We start from the raw sequence: 14876 nt of genomic DNA on the forward strand, positions 1-14876 counted from the left end.
CACCAGATCGTTTCGGAGGCTTTCATGACCCCTTCCCCAAACAGGCTGCGCATTGCCGTGCTCTTCGGCGGCCGCTCGGCCGAGCACGACGTCTCCGTGCTCTCGGCAACCAATGTCATGGGAGCGCTCAAGCCCGAGAAATACGACGCCGTCCCCATCTTCATCACCAAAGAGGGACAATGGCTGCTGAGCAGTTTTGAGGACGGCGCGCTGGCGACACCTTCGTCAGGAACGGAAATCTGCCTCGTGCCGGGGGGACAGGGCCGGATGCTGGCGATGCCTGCCCATGGCGCACCGCATGAGCTGGCAAGGATCGACATCCTGTTTCCCGTGCTGCACGGCCCGCATGGCGAAGACGGCTCAGTGCAAGGCGTGGCGGAGGTGGCCCGCGTTCCGTTCGCCGGCTGCGGCATCCTCGGCTCGGCCGCAGCACTCGACAAGGACATCGCCAAACGCCTGCTGAGGGCCGCGGGCCTGCCGGTGGCGCGTGCGGTGACCGTCCACAAGGGTGCCGCCCCTTCGCTGGCAGCCCTCGAAGCCGAGCTCGGCCTGCCGCTGTTCATCAAGCCGGCGCGGCAAGGATCGTCGGTCGGCGTCGCCAAGGTCCATGCCAGCCAGGAATTCGCGCCCGCCCTTACTGAGGCCTTCCGCCATGATCGAATCCTGCTTGCCGAGGAATTCGTGCGCGGCCGCGAGATCGAATTCAGCGTGCTGGAAGATGCGGCGGGAGAACTCTTCGTCTCCCGGCCGGGCGAGATCGTGCCTGCGGAAAGTCACGGCTTCTACAGCTACGATGCCAAATATATCGACGAGAAGGGCGCGGCTCTGAAAGTCCCGGCCGAACTGCCGCAGGAGGTCGAGGCGGCCATGCGCGACGTAGCCGCCAGAGCCTTCCGGGCTGTCGGCTGCGACGGCATGGCCCGCGTCGACTTCTTCCTGACCGATGACATGCAGTTCCTCGTCAATGAAATCAACACCATCCCCGGCTTCACCGATATCAGCATGTATTCCAAGGCGATGGCGGCAAGCGGCGTTCCTTACAGCGACATCATCGACGGCCTCGTCGATCACGGCCTGGCGCGCGCCGGCCGAGCCGGCTGAGGGGGCGGCGCGTTTAGCGCCTCCTAAAAACGCACCACTGGAAGGATTGCCGGCCACCAGCGGGTGTTGCGTGGTCCTCGCGCCAGTCGCGCTGAAGCGTGAAGGCGGGCGAGAATTCTGCCGCAAGGGCGGCCGCGTCGTAACGCTGGACCGGCAAGCCACTGCACCGTTCCGGCCCATCCGGGGCGAAGGTCGCGATGATCACGAAACTGCCCGGCGCCGTGCCGATTTCGCGCGCACGACGATAAGCCAGCCGCTGCTCGGGCTCGGTGAGGAAGTGAAAGACGGCACGGTCATGCCACACATCGTAATGGCGATCGGGCTGCCATGCCGTGACGTCGGCAACCACCCAAGCAACCCGGCCGGCATCATTCTGCAGCCGCGCCTTGGCGACCTCGAGCGCCGGCGCGGCGATGTCGAGAACGGTGAGATCAGACCACCCGCGCTCGACAAGCCGGTCGACAAGGTTCGATGCGCCGCCGCCCACGTCGATCAGCGAGGTCGTGGCCGGCAGGTGCAGCTCGTCAAGCGCTCGCAAGGAAGGCCCTGGCGTCGGCTGATACCAACTGACGCTATCGGCAGCTTTCGTACGGTAGACATCGTCCCAGTGTTCCCGCGTCGCGCCCGTCATCCGATATCACCATCTCTTGCGAAGCCCGTTGTCTGGCCGATTGACATGTAGGAACTGAGACGCCTGCAACCAATCGCACGGCGCCACCGACCATGTTCTCTTTTCAGAAAGGCAGGTGACGGTAGACGAGATCCTTGGGATCACTTCGGGCCGCGGTGAGATCAAGGCGCGCACCCAGCCGTTCCGCAACGGCAACGGAAGCCGCATTGCCGGGAGCGATATAGCTGACGAGTGATGGTAGCTTCAGCGTCGCAAAGGCCCAGTCGCGCAACGCCGAGGCTGCTTCGGTGGCATAACCCTTGCCCTCATATTCCTCATAGACGAACCAACCGAGCTCCTTCTCAGGAAAGAGTGGTCCATGATTGATCCCCACCTGACCGACGCATTCGCCGGTTTCGCCGAGTTCGATCGTCAGTGCCCCGTGCCCGAAAAGCTGCCAGAGAGCGACTTCATGACAGAACATCCCCCACGCCGCGCGCAGATCAAACGGCCCGCCCATTCCGACCGATCGCGGCGACGCCATCAGCTGCGCATAGGCGGCGAAATCGTCGATCTCGGGCATGCGAAGCCTGAGACGCTGGGTTCGAATGGTCATCGCGCCCGTTTCGGACATACCGTCGCCTTCTCTGTCAGCTTGGGTTTGGAGTTTCGACCCTTGAAGGGAATATCCTAGCTTTCAAATGCCGGGGCGAATTGCAACGTCCCGCTTGGCGGGGATCCGCGAAAAACAATCCGCTGCACGAGCCGCGTATCGAGGTCGAGGTACTTCAGTTGCCCGTCACTGCTGAAACCGGCACGGCTATAGATGTCGGGATTGCCGATCAGGGCACATCCGCTGGCATCCTTTTCGTTCAGCAGTTCGAGACCCCTGGCAATCAGCGCCTTGCCGATCCCCTGCCGCTGTCTCTCCGGCTTCACCGATATCGGCCCCAGCCCGAACCAGCCATCATGCGCGCCGTCGATCGTAAAAGGTGAAAACGCGACATGCCCCAGCATCTCGCCGTCCTGCGCAGCGACCAGCGATATCGTTAGATCGCCGTTTTGGCGAAGTCTTCGGACAATCTCCGCTTCCGTCCCGTCGCTGTAAGGCATCGGCTTGAAGGCGGTCCAGGTCAGATCATGGATCGCGTCGATATCCTCCGGCGTTTCGTCTCGGATAAGCATCTCGGTCAATTCCTCGGCCACGTTGTCGCTTGCAAACAATGTCTTATTCCATTGAAGCGAAGTACCGCAGATCCCAAGCGAAGATTGCTGGTGATAGCATGAGGCAGCAACCACGAAAAAGCCCGGTACGACGGCCGGGCTCTTCCTTGATCTCTTGTCGGCTAACCTCAGAAGGTTGCCGCACCGCTGCCCCAGGGGCCGTGGTGGAAATCCTTGCCATCCAGGCGGTCGAAGCCGTGGGCGCCGAAGAAGTCGCGCTGTGCCTGGATGAGGTTGGCCGTTCCCCTGCCCTGGCGATAGGCATCGAAATAGGTGAGCGCCGAGGTCAGCGCCGGCACCGGCAGGCCGGCCGAAATCGCAGCAGCGACGACGCGGCGAAGCGCCGGGATCGATTCCTTGACCATTTCCGAGAAGGCCGGCGTGACGATCAGGTTCGCGGCATCGGGGGCCTTGGTGAAGGCCGAGGTGATCTCGTCGAGGAACTGCGAGCGGATGATGCAGCCGGCGCGCCAGATACGGGCGATCGTCGGCATCGGCAGCGACCAGTTGAACTCGCGCGAGGCTTCCGCCATCACCGCGAAGCCCTGCGCATAGGCGCCGATCTTGGCGGCGAACAGCGCCAGCTCCAGATCCTTGTTGAGCTCGGGACCGTAGGCGATCGGGAAGGACACAGCCTGGGTGCCGAAGATCTTTTCGGCGGCTTCGCGCTGCGACTTCATCGAGGAAAGGCTGCGGGCAGCGACCGCGGCTTCGATCGCCGTTGCCGGAATGCCCATGTTCTGCGCCTCGATCGCCGACCATTTGCCGGTGCCCTTCTGGCCCGCTTTGTCGAGAATCATATCGACCATCGGACCGCCGGAGACGGGGTCGTTGGCGGCAAGCACCTTCTCGGAGATCTCGATCAGGTAGGAGTTCAGCCGGCCCTTGTTCCACTCGCCGAAGATGCCGGAGATGTCGGAGGCACTCTTGCCGAGGCCGTCACGCAGGATGCCGTAGATTTCGGCGATCATCTGCATATCGGCATATTCGATGCCGTTATGAATGGTCTTGACGAAATGGCCGGCACCGTCATTGCCGAGCCAGGCGACGCAGGGCTCGTCATTGTAGCGGGCGGCAATCGAGGTCAGCACCTTCTCGACCCGCTTCCAGGATTCCTCGGTGCCGCCGACCATGATCGACGGGCCGTGACGTGCACCTTCCTCGCCGCCGGAAACACCCATGCCGATGAAGGTCAGATCGGTATTCTTCAGGCGGTCGAAGCGGGCGACGGTGTCGCGGAAATTGGCGTTGCCGGCATCGATCATGATGTCGCCCTTGGAAAGATGCGGACGCAGCGCCTCCATCTGCTGGTCGACGGCATCGCCCGCCTTGATCATGATGATGATCGGGCGCGGCGGCCGGATCGCATCGACAAATTCTTCGATGGTCTTGCAAGGAATGATCTGCTTCTTCAGATCGCCGGCGCTCTCGTAGAATTCGTCGGTTTTCTCCGGCGTGCGGTTGAACACCGCGATTTTATTGCCTTTCTCCGCGATGTTGAGCGCCAGGTTGGAGCCCATGACCGCAAGGCCGATCAGTCCGATTTCTGCCTTTTCCACGACAAACCTCCGATGTGTCATTTGGACCGGTGTTGTGGCACTGTCTCGGTCAAACGGCAAGTCTGCCAAGGGTCTAATCGGTTCGCAAAAGTCAATGAAATGAGGCTTGCAACGCCGACTTGTCCGACAACTGGCCGGCGGCAAGCTGATCGGCGGACAGCAGGTTTTTGCGCGACCTGCCCTCAACGCCCTATCTGATGGTATCATCGGCGTTTCGGGAGATATCGCATTGGCATCGGAAAGACGGAAAGATACGGCACTGCTGGCGGCCCGCGCCGGCCGCTACCGCGAGTATGCGCCACCGCCGCCGCTCAGACGCCATTTCAGCCGGCTCTGGTCGCATGCGCTGCATGACGGACCGCCGGCAATGGTGGCGATCGTGCCGGACGGCTATTGCGACCTCCTCTTGATCGGCGGCCGGCTGGTCGTCGCCGGTCCCGACAGGACGGCGGCCTTTCCCGTTCTCCGACCCGGCACGATCGTCATCGGCGCACGTTTTGCGCCTGGGGCCGCGGCACCCTGGCTGAAGACACCGCTCTCGGCGCTGGTCGGCTGTTCGGTACCGCTCGGCGACATCGGCCGGAAGGACACGGCGGAATTCGAGGCGCGGCTTGGTGATTGTCCCGATCCTTCGACAGCCATGGCGCTGTTTGGCCGCCTGCTCGAGGCCGCCGGCGATGAGGAAGAACCCGCCCGCGACGCCGCCATGATCTTCGCCGCCGCCGATAGCGGTCACCAGGCGTCCGGTCTGCTCGATCGGCTTGGCATGAGCGAAAGGCAACTGCGCCGCCGCTGCCACCACCATTTCGGCTATGGCGCCAAGACGTTGGAACGCATCCGCCGGTTTCAGCGTTTCCTCGACCTCTGCCGCAGGTCGGACGTGATGCCGCTTGCCCGGCTTGCACTCGAAGCGGGCTTTGCCGACCAGCCCCACATGACGCGCGAGGTCGGCGAACTGTCGACACTGACGCCCGCCGTCATTCTCGGCCAGCTCGGCCAACTCGACCAGTTCAGCAAGTGAGAAAGGCCGGGCTGACCGTTTTGTTCAAGACGCTGCCGGCCGGTCTGTTATTCTGACGAAACCAAATGCAAGGACCTGCAAGCCATGCCGACAATGTCCGCGAAAATCATCCACCTGTCGATCGAGCGCGACTGGCGCGACGTCTATGATTTCGCCGGCAAGCCGGAGAATATGCCGCTCTGGGCCTCCGGCCTCGCAACCGGCCTCGAGCCTCACGGTGCCGATTGGATCGCCCACGGCGCTCTTGGCAGCGTCAAGGTGAGCTTCGTGCCGACCAATGAATTCGGCGTGATCGACCATACGGTGACGATCGAATCCGGTCTCAGGGTCTATAATGCGCTGCGCATCGTGCCGAACGGCGATGGCTGCGAGGTCATGTTCACGCTGTTGCGCCTGCCCGGCATGACCGATGCGCAGTTTGCCGCCGATGCCGCCCATGTCGAGAAGGATCTCGCCATGCTGAAAGCCCTGATGGAGAGATAGATGGCCGATAAATCAGAAAACCACGATCGCCGCATCGATTATGTCGAATTCAACGTCGCCGACATCGCCGCCGCCAAAGCCTTTTACGGCTCGGCCTTCGGCTGGCGTTTCACCGATTACGGCCCGAACTATTGCGAATTCGACGATGGCCGGCTGAAGGGCGGTTTCACCGATTTCGGCCCCGTGCGGCCGGGCGGCCCGCTTGTCGTCGTCTATGCCAAGGATCTGGAAGAGGTGCTGACCTCGGTCGAAAGGGCCGGCGGCACGATCTGCCGGCCGATTACCGATTTTCCCGGCGGTCGCCGCTTCCACTTCCTCGACCGCGACGGTTACGAACTGGCCGTCTGGGCGACCGCCTGAGGGCAAAGTCGATGATCAGGCAGCCGCAGGCAGGCATCGGATCAGCCAGCCTGCGGCTGCCGATCGATATCTCCCATGACGATCAGCGCGCCGATCACCGTGCCGCCGGCGTCGCGCAGCGGTGACATGCGACAGCGCACCTGCCGCGATCCGGCGTTGCCGGCCGAGCGCTCATAGGTGTAGTCGATCTGGCCGCCGGCAAAACAGGTGTCGAGCTTGTGCTTGGCGCATTCGGCAAACCGCTCCTCGCCGATGAATTCGGAAAGATGACGGCCGATCAGTTCCATCGGCTTTCTGTCGAGATGGGCGCTGTTGGCGGGATTGGAATAGAGGTAGCGATAATCCCTTGTCAGCACCGCCACCCGATCCGGCATGCTGTCAAGGATCACCGCGTTGAGGAACTGGCCGTTATCGGTATCCGGGACATAGGCCGCCGGCGGCTCGATGCGCGCATCCTGCGGCGAAGGCACGCGCCAGTCCGGCCCATGTGTCCCGAAATAACGGTCGAGCAGGAAGGAAAGCACCGTCGTGTGGTCGGTGACGCTGGCGCTGTCGTCGGCGTCCTGGCCGATCAGATGCGTCACAAACTGCAGTTGCATGTAGACTTCGAGCAGATTGACCGCCCGGTGGGCGAGGATGGCCTCGACCAGTGGCTCGACATGGCGGTCGAGCGCCGTGACGCGCTGATCGTCGCCGAGGCGTATGGCGTCCTCGATTTGCGTACAACGCAAGGAAAAAGCTCGAAAAAGCTCCAACAAGACGCCTCCAACTCCCATTGTCCCAAGAGACGAGTCCGAAACCTGACCTGGCTACACCTCTAAAATGCGCCCTGCAGTAGACATTATTCGCGCCTTAGTGGTGACGGGTAACATGAAGTGTTCCCGGTTTCAATCCGACAGGACCTGCCGCTTTTCACCGCTGATAAATGAGGGTGGACCTTTTTCATTTGGAACAGGTTCCAGATTCCAGCCCCGACGCGACTCCCTTTCTAAGGCGCGAGCGTCTGCTTGATTTGCCAGCGATCGTGATACCAGAGCCACTGTTCCGGATATTCCCGCACCCAGCTTTCCACCTTGTCGTTGAGTAGCTGGGCGGCCGCCGGCAGGTCGAGATTGCCCTTGGCGTCGCGCGGCATATCCAGCCGCGGCTCGATTTCCAGCCGGTAGCGATTTCCGGGCAGCCGGATGCAGCGCGCCGGATAGACCTCGCAATCGAACTGGCGCACCAGCTTCGGCAGCAGCGGATTGGTCTTGACCTCGCGTCCGAAGAAGGTGCCCTTCAGCCCCTTGCGGAATTTCTGGTCGACGAGCACGCCCACGCCCTGGCCTGCTTCCAGCTGCCGGGCGAGCGCGAAGGAGGAGCCGGCATGCGAGGGCACCAGCTTGCCCATGCGCACGCTCCTGAAGTCGAACACCTTCTTGGCGACATAAGGATTGTTCGGCGGCCGGAAGAGCACGGTCACATGAAGCCCGAAGGCAGCGCCGGCCACCGGCAACAGTTCGAAGTTGGCGGTATGGCCGGTGAAAACGATGAAGGGCCGCGGATTGTCACGCAGGTCGAGAAAGACAGGGATGCCCGACACCTCCACCCTGCCCGGCTCCAACTTTTCGGGATCGAAATCGAACAACTGGTCGAGGAAGACATATTCGGCGGCCAGCCGACCCATATTGCCCCAGCTGCCGAGTGCGATCTCCTCGATCTCAGCCTCGCTCTTCTCGGGGAAGGCGTTGCGCAGATTGGTCAGCATCAGCCTGTGGCGGCGGGTCCGCCGGCCGAGGCGGCGCATCAGCCTGTCGGCGAAGCGGATCGCGCCATCGGCCGGAAATAGCTTCAGCACATTCAGGAAACCGAACATTACCTGGGCCACCAGCCATTGCTGGAAATTCCTCAGCGCCAGAACGATTCGGGTGATGAAGAGCTTCACGCGGTCAATCCATCTTCAGGATGATCTTGCCGAAGATCTGGCGCGATTCCATCCGTTCCAATGCCCGGTCGATATCGCTGAAGCTGACCTCGGTGTCGATGACGGGATGGACGAGTCCACGGCCCATTTTCTGCATCGCATCCGCCATGTTCTCCATGCGGCAGCCGAAGGAGCCGAAGAGCTTCAATTGCTGCTGAAACAGCATCATCAGGTTCATCTCGGTGGAAACACCCGAGGTCGACCCGCAGGTGACGAGCCGCCCGCCGCGCTTCATGCAGAGCATCGAGCCGGCCCAGGTATCCTTGCCGACATGTTCGAAGACGACGTCGACACCCTTCTTCTTGGTGAGCTTGCGCACCACGCCCTCGAAGCGTTCGGTGCGGTAGTTGATGACGTGATCGGCGCCGAGCGCCTTGGCCTTTTCGATCTTGTCGTCGGATCCGACCGTAGTGATGACGGTGCAGCCGATCTTCTTGGCAAGCTGGATCGCCGCCGTTCCGATGCCGGAGCCGCCGGCATGGACGAGGATCGTCTCGCCGGGCTCGAGCTTGGCATTGTCGAACAGCATGTGCTCGACGGTGCCGAAGGTAACGGGCGCAAGCGCCGCGCCGATCGCGTCGACGCCGGGAGGGGCCGGTACTAACAGACGCGAGGGAAGGTTGACCTTCTCCTGCGCAAAGCCATCGAGATGGAAGCCGTGCACGCCGGAAACATGTTCGCAGAGATTGTCGCGGCCTTCGCGGCAGGGACGGCAGAGGCCGCAGGTGCGCGCGCCGTAAATGGAGACGAGCTGGCCCGGCAGCACGTTGGCGACGCCCGGCCCGATCGCCTCGACGACGCCAGAAGCTTCCGCACCGATGACCAGCGGCATCTTGCGCTTGGCAAAAGCCATGCCGCGCCAGCCCCAGACGTCGATATGATTGAGCGCCACCGCCTTGACACGCAACGTCACCTCGCCGGCGGCAGGCGCGTCCGGTTCCGGCAGGTCGGTGATCTCAAGTTTGCGGTCATCGATCAGTTGCAAAGCGCGCATGGCAAAATCCCTCGCCTTCAAGACGGTCTTCTTGTTTTGAAATTGTCGCGAACCGCTTAAGCCGGTTCGAGCGCCATGACAAGGCTGGCATTCTGCCCGCCGAAGCCGAAGGAGTTGGAAAGCACGGCTGAAACCTGAGCTTCCCGCTTCTTGTTCGGCACGACATCCAGAACGATCGACGGATCGGGGTTGTTATAGTTGATGGTCGGCGGCAGCGTCCCGGTCAGCATCGTCTGCAGCGAGAAAACCGCCTCGACGGCGCCGGCCGCCGTCAGCGTGTGGCCGATCATCGACTTGTTCGACGAGACCGGAATGCCGACCAGCTTCTCACCGAAGACGGCTGACATCGAACCATATTCCATCTTGTCGTTCTCAGGCGTCGAGGTGCCGTGGGCATTGATATAGCCGATATCGCCCTCGCTCATGCCGGCATCGGCGAGCGCTGCGCGGATCGTCGCAATCGCCGGGCCGCCGTCAGGCGACGACCGGGTGCGGTGGAAGCTATCGGCCTTGTCGCCGGCGCCCTTCATGATGCCGAGCACCTTGGCGCCGCGGGCAACCGCTGATTCCAGCGATTCCAGCACCAGCGTCGCCGCGCCTTCGGCGATGACGAAGCCGTCGCGATCCTTGCTGAACGGCTTGGAGGCCTTGGTCGGCGGATCGTTCTGGGTCGAAAGCGCAGACAGCAGCGAGAAGCGGATCAGCGCTTCGGCGCTCAGCGAGCCGTCGGTCGCAACCGTCAGCGCCCGGGTCGTACGGCCCTGGCGGATTGCCTCGATGCCGAGCTGGATCGCCGTGACGCCCGAAGCGCAGGCGGTCGACAGCGTCACGGGAAGGCCGCGGGTGCCGAACCGGTCGGCAAGGCGCTCGGAAATAGCGCCGAACAGTGCTGCCTCATGGAACGCCGGGTCCGGCCGCTGGCGCAGCGCCGTCAGGAAGCGCTCATAGGCATCCCCCGGATGATCGGATGCCGGCGAACGGTCGGCAAGCTCGAAACGCGCGCTCCATTCCGGCTCGATCGGCGGGGCGGCGAGGAACAGCGGGCCGTTGAAATCGCCGGAAAGGCCGGCATCGGCCAGCGCCTCGATCGTCGTTTCGCGGGCGAAGGCATAGGAACGCTCGACGGCGTTCGGCGCCGGAATGCCGATGAAATCGACCGTGCCGGCAATGCGCGTCGACAGTCCCTCGGTCGGGAAGCGGTTGATCTCGTGGATGCCCGACGTTCCGGAGGTCAGGGCCGACCAGTTGTCGCTGAGGCCCTGGCCGAGCGAGGTGATGATGCCCATGCCTGTGACGGCAACGATCGGACGGCCGAGATGATCCCTGTAAGCGGAAGCTGTCATGTCCTTACTCCTCACGCATCTGCGGAAAGAACGGCAACGCCCTCGCCGCGCTGGTGGCCGACCGTGGTCACGATGGCGGCAGTGGCGCCTGCCCGCATCGGCGCCTCATGGGCGGCATCGAAGGGCGGAACCTTGGCCTTGCCGTCGACGGCAAGGGCTGCGAGCGCCAGACCCAGCGTGAACTGCGTCTCGATCGTATGGCCGGTGACGCCGCCGAAGCCGCGGATTGCAACGTCGGGCAATTGATGTTCGAGCACCGCCCGCTCGCGGGCGGCAAGATCGTGCATGCCGGTCGAACCGGAAAAGATCGCCGTGCTCTCGGCGGCAAGGCCGGCGGCCGGCGCCAGGAGGCGCTCCAGCCGGACTTCGAAATTACCGGCATTGCGATTGCCGCGGTCGCCCTCGACGGCGTCGATGACGGCATAGATATGGGCGCCGCGGGCTCTAGCATGCTGGCGCGATTCGAGCACCAGGAAGGCGCCTGCCGAACCGGTGATCATGCCGCCGCCGTCGCTGGGTCTGCGCGACCAGAGCGGCACCCAGTCGCCGCGCGCATGGGCGCCGATCGCCTCTGTGAGCAGGATCATGTCGGGCCGCTCGGCCGCAAAGGCGCCGCCAACCAGCGCATGCGAGGATTCGCCGGATTTGATGCGGTAGAAGGCGGTCTCGACGGCCGAAATGCCAGCCGCTTCTTCACCCATGAAGGTGCGTGACGAGCCGGTGACCTTGTGCACGATCGAAATATTGCCGGCGAGCAGGTTGGAAAGCTGGGCGAGAAACAGCGTCGGCCTGAGTTCGGTCGTCAGCTTCTCGTTCAAAAGCAGCTCGCGGTCATTGCGCTTCAGCGCCTCGTCGACGATCAGCGTATCGACATTGATGTCGCGCTCGCCGCCGCCGGCCGCCACAATCATGTCCATCGTGCCGCAGGCTTCGATATCGTCCTTGAAACCGGCATCGTCGAGTGCCAAGCCGGCGGCGAAGACGCCGATGCGCTGCCAGTTCTCCATCTGGCGCTGGTCGCCGCGCTTGGCGATCTGCTGCGACCAGTCGATCTCCGGCAGCGGATGCACCGGATAGGGCTTGAACTTCTCGGTCTCGACGATCGCCTTGGGCGCGCTTGCGGCCGAAAGCAGCGCGATATGCGCATCCTTGCCGACGCCCTGACAGGTGACGATGCCGATGCCCGAGATGACGACGTCGTTTGCAGCCTTGCTCATCCAATCACTCCCTGAGCCGCGATCGCTTCCAAAAGCCCGATCTCGCCGGCACGTTTCTTCACGATATCGCCGAGCGGCACCTCGGAAAACGGCATAGTGCGAAGCTTCAGCTGCGCATCGCAGACCTTCTTGCCGCCGCTGGTGATTTTAGCCTTGGTGACCGCAAAACCCGAACCATCGTGCTCGAGCACCGCCTCGATGTCGAGCACGGCTTCCGGTTCGACGAAGGTGCGCATCTTGGCGCCGTCGACCGTCATCAGGAAGGGCATGGCGGCGAAATTGGTGACGGCGAGCACCAGCATGCCGGAGGCCTGCGCCATGGTCTCGATCAGGAGCACGCCGGGAACCAGCGGCATGCCGGGAAAATGGCCCTCGAAGACGGGGCTCTTGGCCGGCACGACGGATCGCGCCTTGAGCGTGCCCTTCTTCAGGTCCACCGCTTCGACGCGGTCAATCATCTGGAAATATTCCAGCAGCATTCGGATCCTCCGGCCCGACAGGCCAGATCCGCCCGCCGGTGACGCCTGAAGCGCGTCGCACTTCAGGTCTTTGTTCTTGTACATGCCGTTGTCCCAAAACCGCTGCACACATTTGGGCGGCGTGCACTAGTTAGGAACGAAACCGCCCGGCCGCCATATCAAGGGCGGCAGGGCGTTCAAATAGAGACTATTATATCGCTCAGGCCTTGGCTGCTTTGAGCTCGTCGATCTTGGCGCAGAGGTTCTTCAGCACGAAATATTCTTCGGTGGAAACCTTGCCCTCGTTGACTTCCTGCGTCCACTTTTCGAGCGGAATCTTGATGCCGAATTCCTTGTCGATCGCAAAGACGATATCGAGGAAATCGAGACTGTCGATACCGAGGTCGTCGATCGTATGGCTCTCCGGCGTGATCGTCGCGCGGTCGATCTCGCTGGTTTCTGCAATAATGTCGGCAACTTTATCGAATGTAGCGGTCACGCGCTGTACCTCATGAAATGACGATTTAAACCTCCTCATAGGCAAATCCATTTCAAAAGCCAATGCTTTCGTCCGGGCGTTGCGGCAATTTGCCGGCCGGGTGTTGCCTAAACAGCAATGGAATGCAGGCCTTTGCCATCATCGGGGCTACAGGCGATGCCGGTGCCGGAAGCCCGCTGCGCCAGCGGAGCGACCAAACCGTCCGAATCAAAACCGCGTGCGGCCTTCCCCTCTCGCAAACGCCTCCCCGCAGGAACCGCAGGCACCGACAGTTGATCTGGATCAAATCGCGATCCCGGCAAAATTGATAATGATCAAACGGCGCGGGAAGAAATCGGGATAGCCGAACCCGCGATCGCGGCGTAATCGTCGGGGAGATGCCCGGCATGCTGGTCATGCCCGGCATGGCCGGGGGGCATCAGGATTTCGAAGGGATCACGGTATGGACGTCGCACATGGTGAGGTTCTCGAGCTTGGCATCCCCGTCGCCTGCCGGTCCTGCCAGGCGCGGCAGGGCGTCGTCTGCGGCGCCTTGTCGAGCAGCCAGCTGCGTGAACTCGGCCGCCACTCGCTGCGCCGCAAGGTCGATGCCGGCTGCGAGATCGTCGCCCAAGGGTCGGAAAGCTCTTTCTATTCGAACATCATGCGCGGCGTGGTGAAGCTCTGCAAGGTGATGCCAGACGGGCGCCAGCAGATCGTCGGCCTGCAATTCGCCCCCGATTTCATCGGCAGGCCTTTCGTGCGCGAAAGCACGCTGTCGGCCGAGGCTGCGACCGATGCCGAAATCTGCGTCTTCCCCCGCAACCTGCTCGACCGCATGATATCGGAGACGCCGGAGCTGCAGCGCAGTCTGCACGATCAGGCGCTGAAGGAGCTGGATGCCGCGCGCGAATGGATGCTGACGCTCGGCCGGCGCACTGCCGAGGAAAAGGTCGCAAGCCTGCTCCACCTCATCGCCACCCATGCCGAGCCGCAAAGGGCAACAAGCGCCGCCTTCGACCTGCCGCTGTCACGCGCCGAGATCGCCGACTTTCTCGGGCTGACGATCGAAACCGTCAGCCGCCAGATGACCAGGCTGCGCAAGAGCGGCGTCATCCGCATCGAGAATTTCCGACATATCATCGTCCCCGACATGCATGAGCTGGAAAAGAAGATCAGCACGTAAACGGGAGCGCCTATCCGGAGTTGGCGCGGCACTAACCTTGCGATTAGCACGGCGCATAACCTTGCGGTTAGCGCGGGTTAGCGCGTAATGACCACGCGGGTATTGGCAAGACCGGCTTGGCGCGCCAGCGAGAAGAACTGGGCTGCATTGTCGGGATGCAAGCGGACGCAGCCGTGCGAAGCAGGCCGGCCCAGGCGCTTCAGGTCGTAGGTGGCGTGAACGGCATAACCGCCGTTGAAGAACACCGCATAGGGCATTGGTGCATTGTCGTATTTCCGCGAACGATGATCGCGCGACAGCCACTTGGCGCTCCATGAACCCGTCGGCGTGACATAGCCGTCGCGCGCAGTCGAAACCTTCCAGCGATACTTCACCCAACCGTTCTCGGTGACGGTCATTGTCTGCTTGCCGATGCTGATATTGGCAACCAGGGTTGCGGCTTGAGCGGCAACCGGAGAAAACTGCAGCAATAAACTTGCGGCCGCAGCCGCCAAAATCGTCTTCATGATAACCCCTCTTCGCACCCGCGCAGTTTTAACTGCGCCCTCACGACAGAGAGACTAGGGAAATACTTTCTATTTAGCTTTAACCCGAATGGTAATCACAATTTTAACAGGTTTAAGCCGAAAACGGCACCGCAAGACAGCGGCCGCCTCACTGCAGCTTGCGTGCCGCCGAAGGCTGCTTGAGCTGCTGGTAGGCCTTGTTCATCTTCTGGCGGATCGAGGCCATGGTGCCGAGATTATGACCGCAGGCGGCACAGGTGATGATGTCGGTCTCGCGGATCTCGGCACGCTCGAACTTCATCTTGGTGCTTTTGCACTTCGGGCACGGTAGTTCAACCTGGACTGTCATTGCTCTGCTTCCGGACTGATGGAG

General features: G+C 62.4%; 18 protein-coding genes. 5 read left to right on the forward strand and 13 right to left on the reverse strand.

Going from position 1 to position 14876, the window contains the following annotated elements:
• Positions 1–24: 24 nt before the first annotated feature.
• Positions 25–1101 (forward strand): D-alanine--D-alanine ligase family protein, encoded by a 1077-nt coding sequence (locus tag QMO82_RS13575; RefSeq protein ID WP_183607039.1) that lies wholly within the window; start codon positions 25–27, stop codon positions 1099–1101.
• A gap of 13 nt (positions 1102–1114) precedes the next feature.
• Here the strand turns inward: QMO82_RS13575 and QMO82_RS13580 are convergent, their stop codons facing one another.
• The 4 genes from QMO82_RS13580 to gndA all read right to left on the reverse strand — a co-directional run bounded on the left by QMO82_RS13580 (position 1115) and on the right by gndA (position 4515).
• Positions 1115–1732: a class I SAM-dependent methyltransferase gene (locus QMO82_RS13580; protein ID WP_183607038.1), complete on the reverse strand. Its 618-nt coding sequence runs from the start codon at positions 1730–1732 to the stop codon at positions 1115–1117.
• A 103-nt stretch (positions 1733–1835) separates the two neighbouring features.
• A complete protein-coding gene (locus tag QMO82_RS13585; RefSeq protein ID WP_183607037.1) occupies positions 1836–2345 on the reverse strand; it encodes a GNAT family N-acetyltransferase in 510 nt (169 codons plus the stop codon).
• Between the two features lie 56 nt (positions 2346–2401).
• Entirely contained in the window at positions 2402–2896 is a 495-nt protein-coding gene (locus QMO82_RS13590; RefSeq protein WP_183607683.1) for a GNAT family N-acetyltransferase, read from the reverse strand.
• Between the two features lie 167 nt (positions 2897–3063).
• Positions 3064–4515 carry an NADP-dependent phosphogluconate dehydrogenase gene (gene gndA, locus QMO82_RS13595; RefSeq protein WP_179869691.1) on the reverse strand — a complete coding sequence of 484 codons (1452 nt, stop codon included), beginning with the start codon at positions 4513–4515 and terminating at the stop codon, positions 3064–3066.
• Positions 4516–4723: 208 nt separating this feature from the next.
• Between gndA and QMO82_RS13600 the strand changes: the two genes are divergently transcribed.
• From QMO82_RS13600 to QMO82_RS13610, 3 genes are all read left to right on the forward strand, one after another.
• Positions 4724–5515 (forward strand): helix-turn-helix domain-containing protein, encoded by a 792-nt coding sequence (locus QMO82_RS13600; RefSeq protein WP_183607682.1) that lies wholly within the window; start codon positions 4724–4726, stop codon positions 5513–5515.
• An 84-nt stretch (positions 5516–5599) separates the two neighbouring features.
• A complete protein-coding gene (locus QMO82_RS13605; RefSeq protein WP_183607036.1) occupies positions 5600–5998 on the forward strand; it encodes an SRPBCC family protein in 399 nt (132 codons plus the stop codon).
• Positions 5999–6358, forward strand: a complete 360-nt coding sequence (locus tag QMO82_RS13610) for a VOC family protein (RefSeq protein ID WP_097619196.1) — start codon at positions 5999–6001, stop codon at positions 6356–6358. It abuts the gene before it with no gap.
• Between the two features lie 41 nt (positions 6359–6399).
• On the opposite strand, the gene QMO82_RS13615 is transcribed toward QMO82_RS13610, so the two are convergent.
• The 7 genes from QMO82_RS13615 to QMO82_RS13645 all read right to left on the reverse strand — a co-directional run bounded on the left by QMO82_RS13615 (position 6400) and on the right by QMO82_RS13645 (position 12832).
• Complete coding sequence (locus QMO82_RS13615) at positions 6400–7116, reverse strand: PAS domain-containing protein (protein ID WP_183607035.1); 717 nt, start codon at positions 7114–7116, stop codon at positions 6400–6402.
• A gap of 230 nt (positions 7117–7346) precedes the next feature.
• On the reverse strand, positions 7347–8282 hold the full coding sequence (locus tag QMO82_RS13620; protein WP_183607034.1) for a lipid A biosynthesis lauroyl acyltransferase: 936 nt from the start codon (positions 8280–8282) through the stop codon (positions 7347–7349).
• A gap of 4 nt (positions 8283–8286) precedes the next feature.
• Entirely contained in the window at positions 8287–9315 is a 1029-nt protein-coding gene (locus QMO82_RS13625) for a zinc-binding dehydrogenase (protein WP_183607033.1), read from the reverse strand.
• Between the two features lie 56 nt (positions 9316–9371).
• On the reverse strand, positions 9372–10658 hold the full coding sequence (locus QMO82_RS13630; RefSeq protein WP_183607032.1) for a beta-ketoacyl-ACP synthase: 1287 nt from the start codon (positions 10656–10658) through the stop codon (positions 9372–9374).
• A gap of 11 nt (positions 10659–10669) precedes the next feature.
• Entirely contained in the window at positions 10670–11875 is a 1206-nt protein-coding gene (locus QMO82_RS13635; protein WP_183607031.1) for a beta-ketoacyl-ACP synthase, read from the reverse strand.
• The gene (locus QMO82_RS13640; RefSeq protein ID WP_003540474.1) at positions 11872–12354 is read right to left on the reverse strand and encodes a 3-hydroxyacyl-ACP dehydratase FabZ family protein; all 483 of its coding nucleotides are present in this window, start codon (positions 12352–12354) and stop codon (positions 11872–11874) included. The genes QMO82_RS13635 and QMO82_RS13640 overlap by 4 nt, the downstream gene beginning before the upstream one ends.
• A gap of 199 nt (positions 12355–12553) precedes the next feature.
• Positions 12554–12832 (reverse strand): acyl carrier protein, encoded by a 279-nt coding sequence (locus QMO82_RS13645; protein ID WP_003540486.1) that lies wholly within the window; start codon positions 12830–12832, stop codon positions 12554–12556.
• 442 nt (positions 12833–13274) lie between these two features.
• On the opposite strand from QMO82_RS13645, the gene QMO82_RS13650 reads away from it, so the two are divergent.
• A complete protein-coding gene (locus QMO82_RS13650) occupies positions 13275–13997 on the forward strand; it encodes a Crp/Fnr family transcriptional regulator (RefSeq protein WP_183607030.1) in 723 nt (240 codons plus the stop codon).
• Between the two features lie 77 nt (positions 13998–14074).
• Here the strand turns inward: QMO82_RS13650 and QMO82_RS13655 are convergent, their stop codons facing one another.
• Both QMO82_RS13655 and QMO82_RS13660 read right to left on the reverse strand, forming a co-directional pair.
• Entirely contained in the window at positions 14075–14503 is a 429-nt protein-coding gene (locus tag QMO82_RS13655) for a L,D-transpeptidase (RefSeq protein ID WP_183607029.1), read from the reverse strand.
• A gap of 148 nt (positions 14504–14651) precedes the next feature.
• Positions 14652–14852, reverse strand: a complete 201-nt coding sequence (locus QMO82_RS13660; protein WP_097612989.1) for a hypothetical protein — start codon at positions 14850–14852, stop codon at positions 14652–14654.
• Positions 14853–14876 lie beyond the last annotated feature (24 nt).

The organism is Rhizobium sp. BT04, from assembly GCF_030053135.1.
Classification (GTDB): domain Bacteria; phylum Pseudomonadota; class Alphaproteobacteria; order Rhizobiales; family Rhizobiaceae; genus Rhizobium; species Rhizobium binxianense.

Bases quoted from the DNA above. Each gene is read 5' to 3' on its own strand.
- QMO82_RS13590 (WP_183607683.1), bottom strand. From the start codon at position 2,896: ATGCTTATCCGAGACGAAACGCCGGAGGATATCGACGCGATCCATGAT.
- QMO82_RS13610 (WP_097619196.1), top strand. From the start codon at position 5,999: ATGGCCGATAAATCAGAAAACCACGATCGCCGCATCGATTATGTCGAA.
- QMO82_RS13625 (WP_183607033.1), bottom strand. From the start codon at position 9,315: ATGCGCGCTTTGCAACTGATCGATGACCGCAAACTTGAGATCACCGAC.
- gndA (WP_179869691.1), bottom strand. From the start codon at position 4,515: ATGACACATCGGAGGTTTGTCGTGGAAAAGGCAGAAATCGGACTGATC.
- QMO82_RS13630 (WP_183607032.1), bottom strand. From the start codon at position 10,658: ATGACAGCTTCCGCTTACAGGGATCATCTCGGCCGTCCGATCGTTGCC.
- QMO82_RS13580 (WP_183607038.1), bottom strand. From the start codon at position 1,732: ATGACGGGCGCGACGCGGGAACACTGGGACGATGTCTACCGTACGAAA.
- QMO82_RS13660 (WP_097612989.1), bottom strand. From the start codon at position 14,852: ATGACAGTCCAGGTTGAACTACCGTGCCCGAAGTGCAAAAGCACCAAG.
- QMO82_RS13585 (WP_183607037.1), bottom strand. From the start codon at position 2,345: ATGTCCGAAACGGGCGCGATGACCATTCGAACCCAGCGTCTCAGGCTT.
- QMO82_RS13575 (WP_183607039.1), top strand. From the start codon at position 25: ATGACCCCTTCCCCAAACAGGCTGCGCATTGCCGTGCTCTTCGGCGGC.
- QMO82_RS13655 (WP_183607029.1), bottom strand. From the start codon at position 14,503: ATGAAGACGATTTTGGCGGCTGCGGCCGCAAGTTTATTGCTGCAGTTT.
- QMO82_RS13650 (WP_183607030.1), top strand. From the start codon at position 13,275: ATGGACGTCGCACATGGTGAGGTTCTCGAGCTTGGCATCCCCGTCGCC.
- QMO82_RS13635 (WP_183607031.1), bottom strand. From the start codon at position 11,875: ATGAGCAAGGCTGCAAACGACGTCGTCATCTCGGGCATCGGCATCGTC.
- QMO82_RS13605 (WP_183607036.1), top strand. From the start codon at position 5,600: ATGCCGACAATGTCCGCGAAAATCATCCACCTGTCGATCGAGCGCGAC.
- QMO82_RS13640 (WP_003540474.1), bottom strand. From the start codon at position 12,354: ATGCTGCTGGAATATTTCCAGATGATTGACCGCGTCGAAGCGGTGGAC.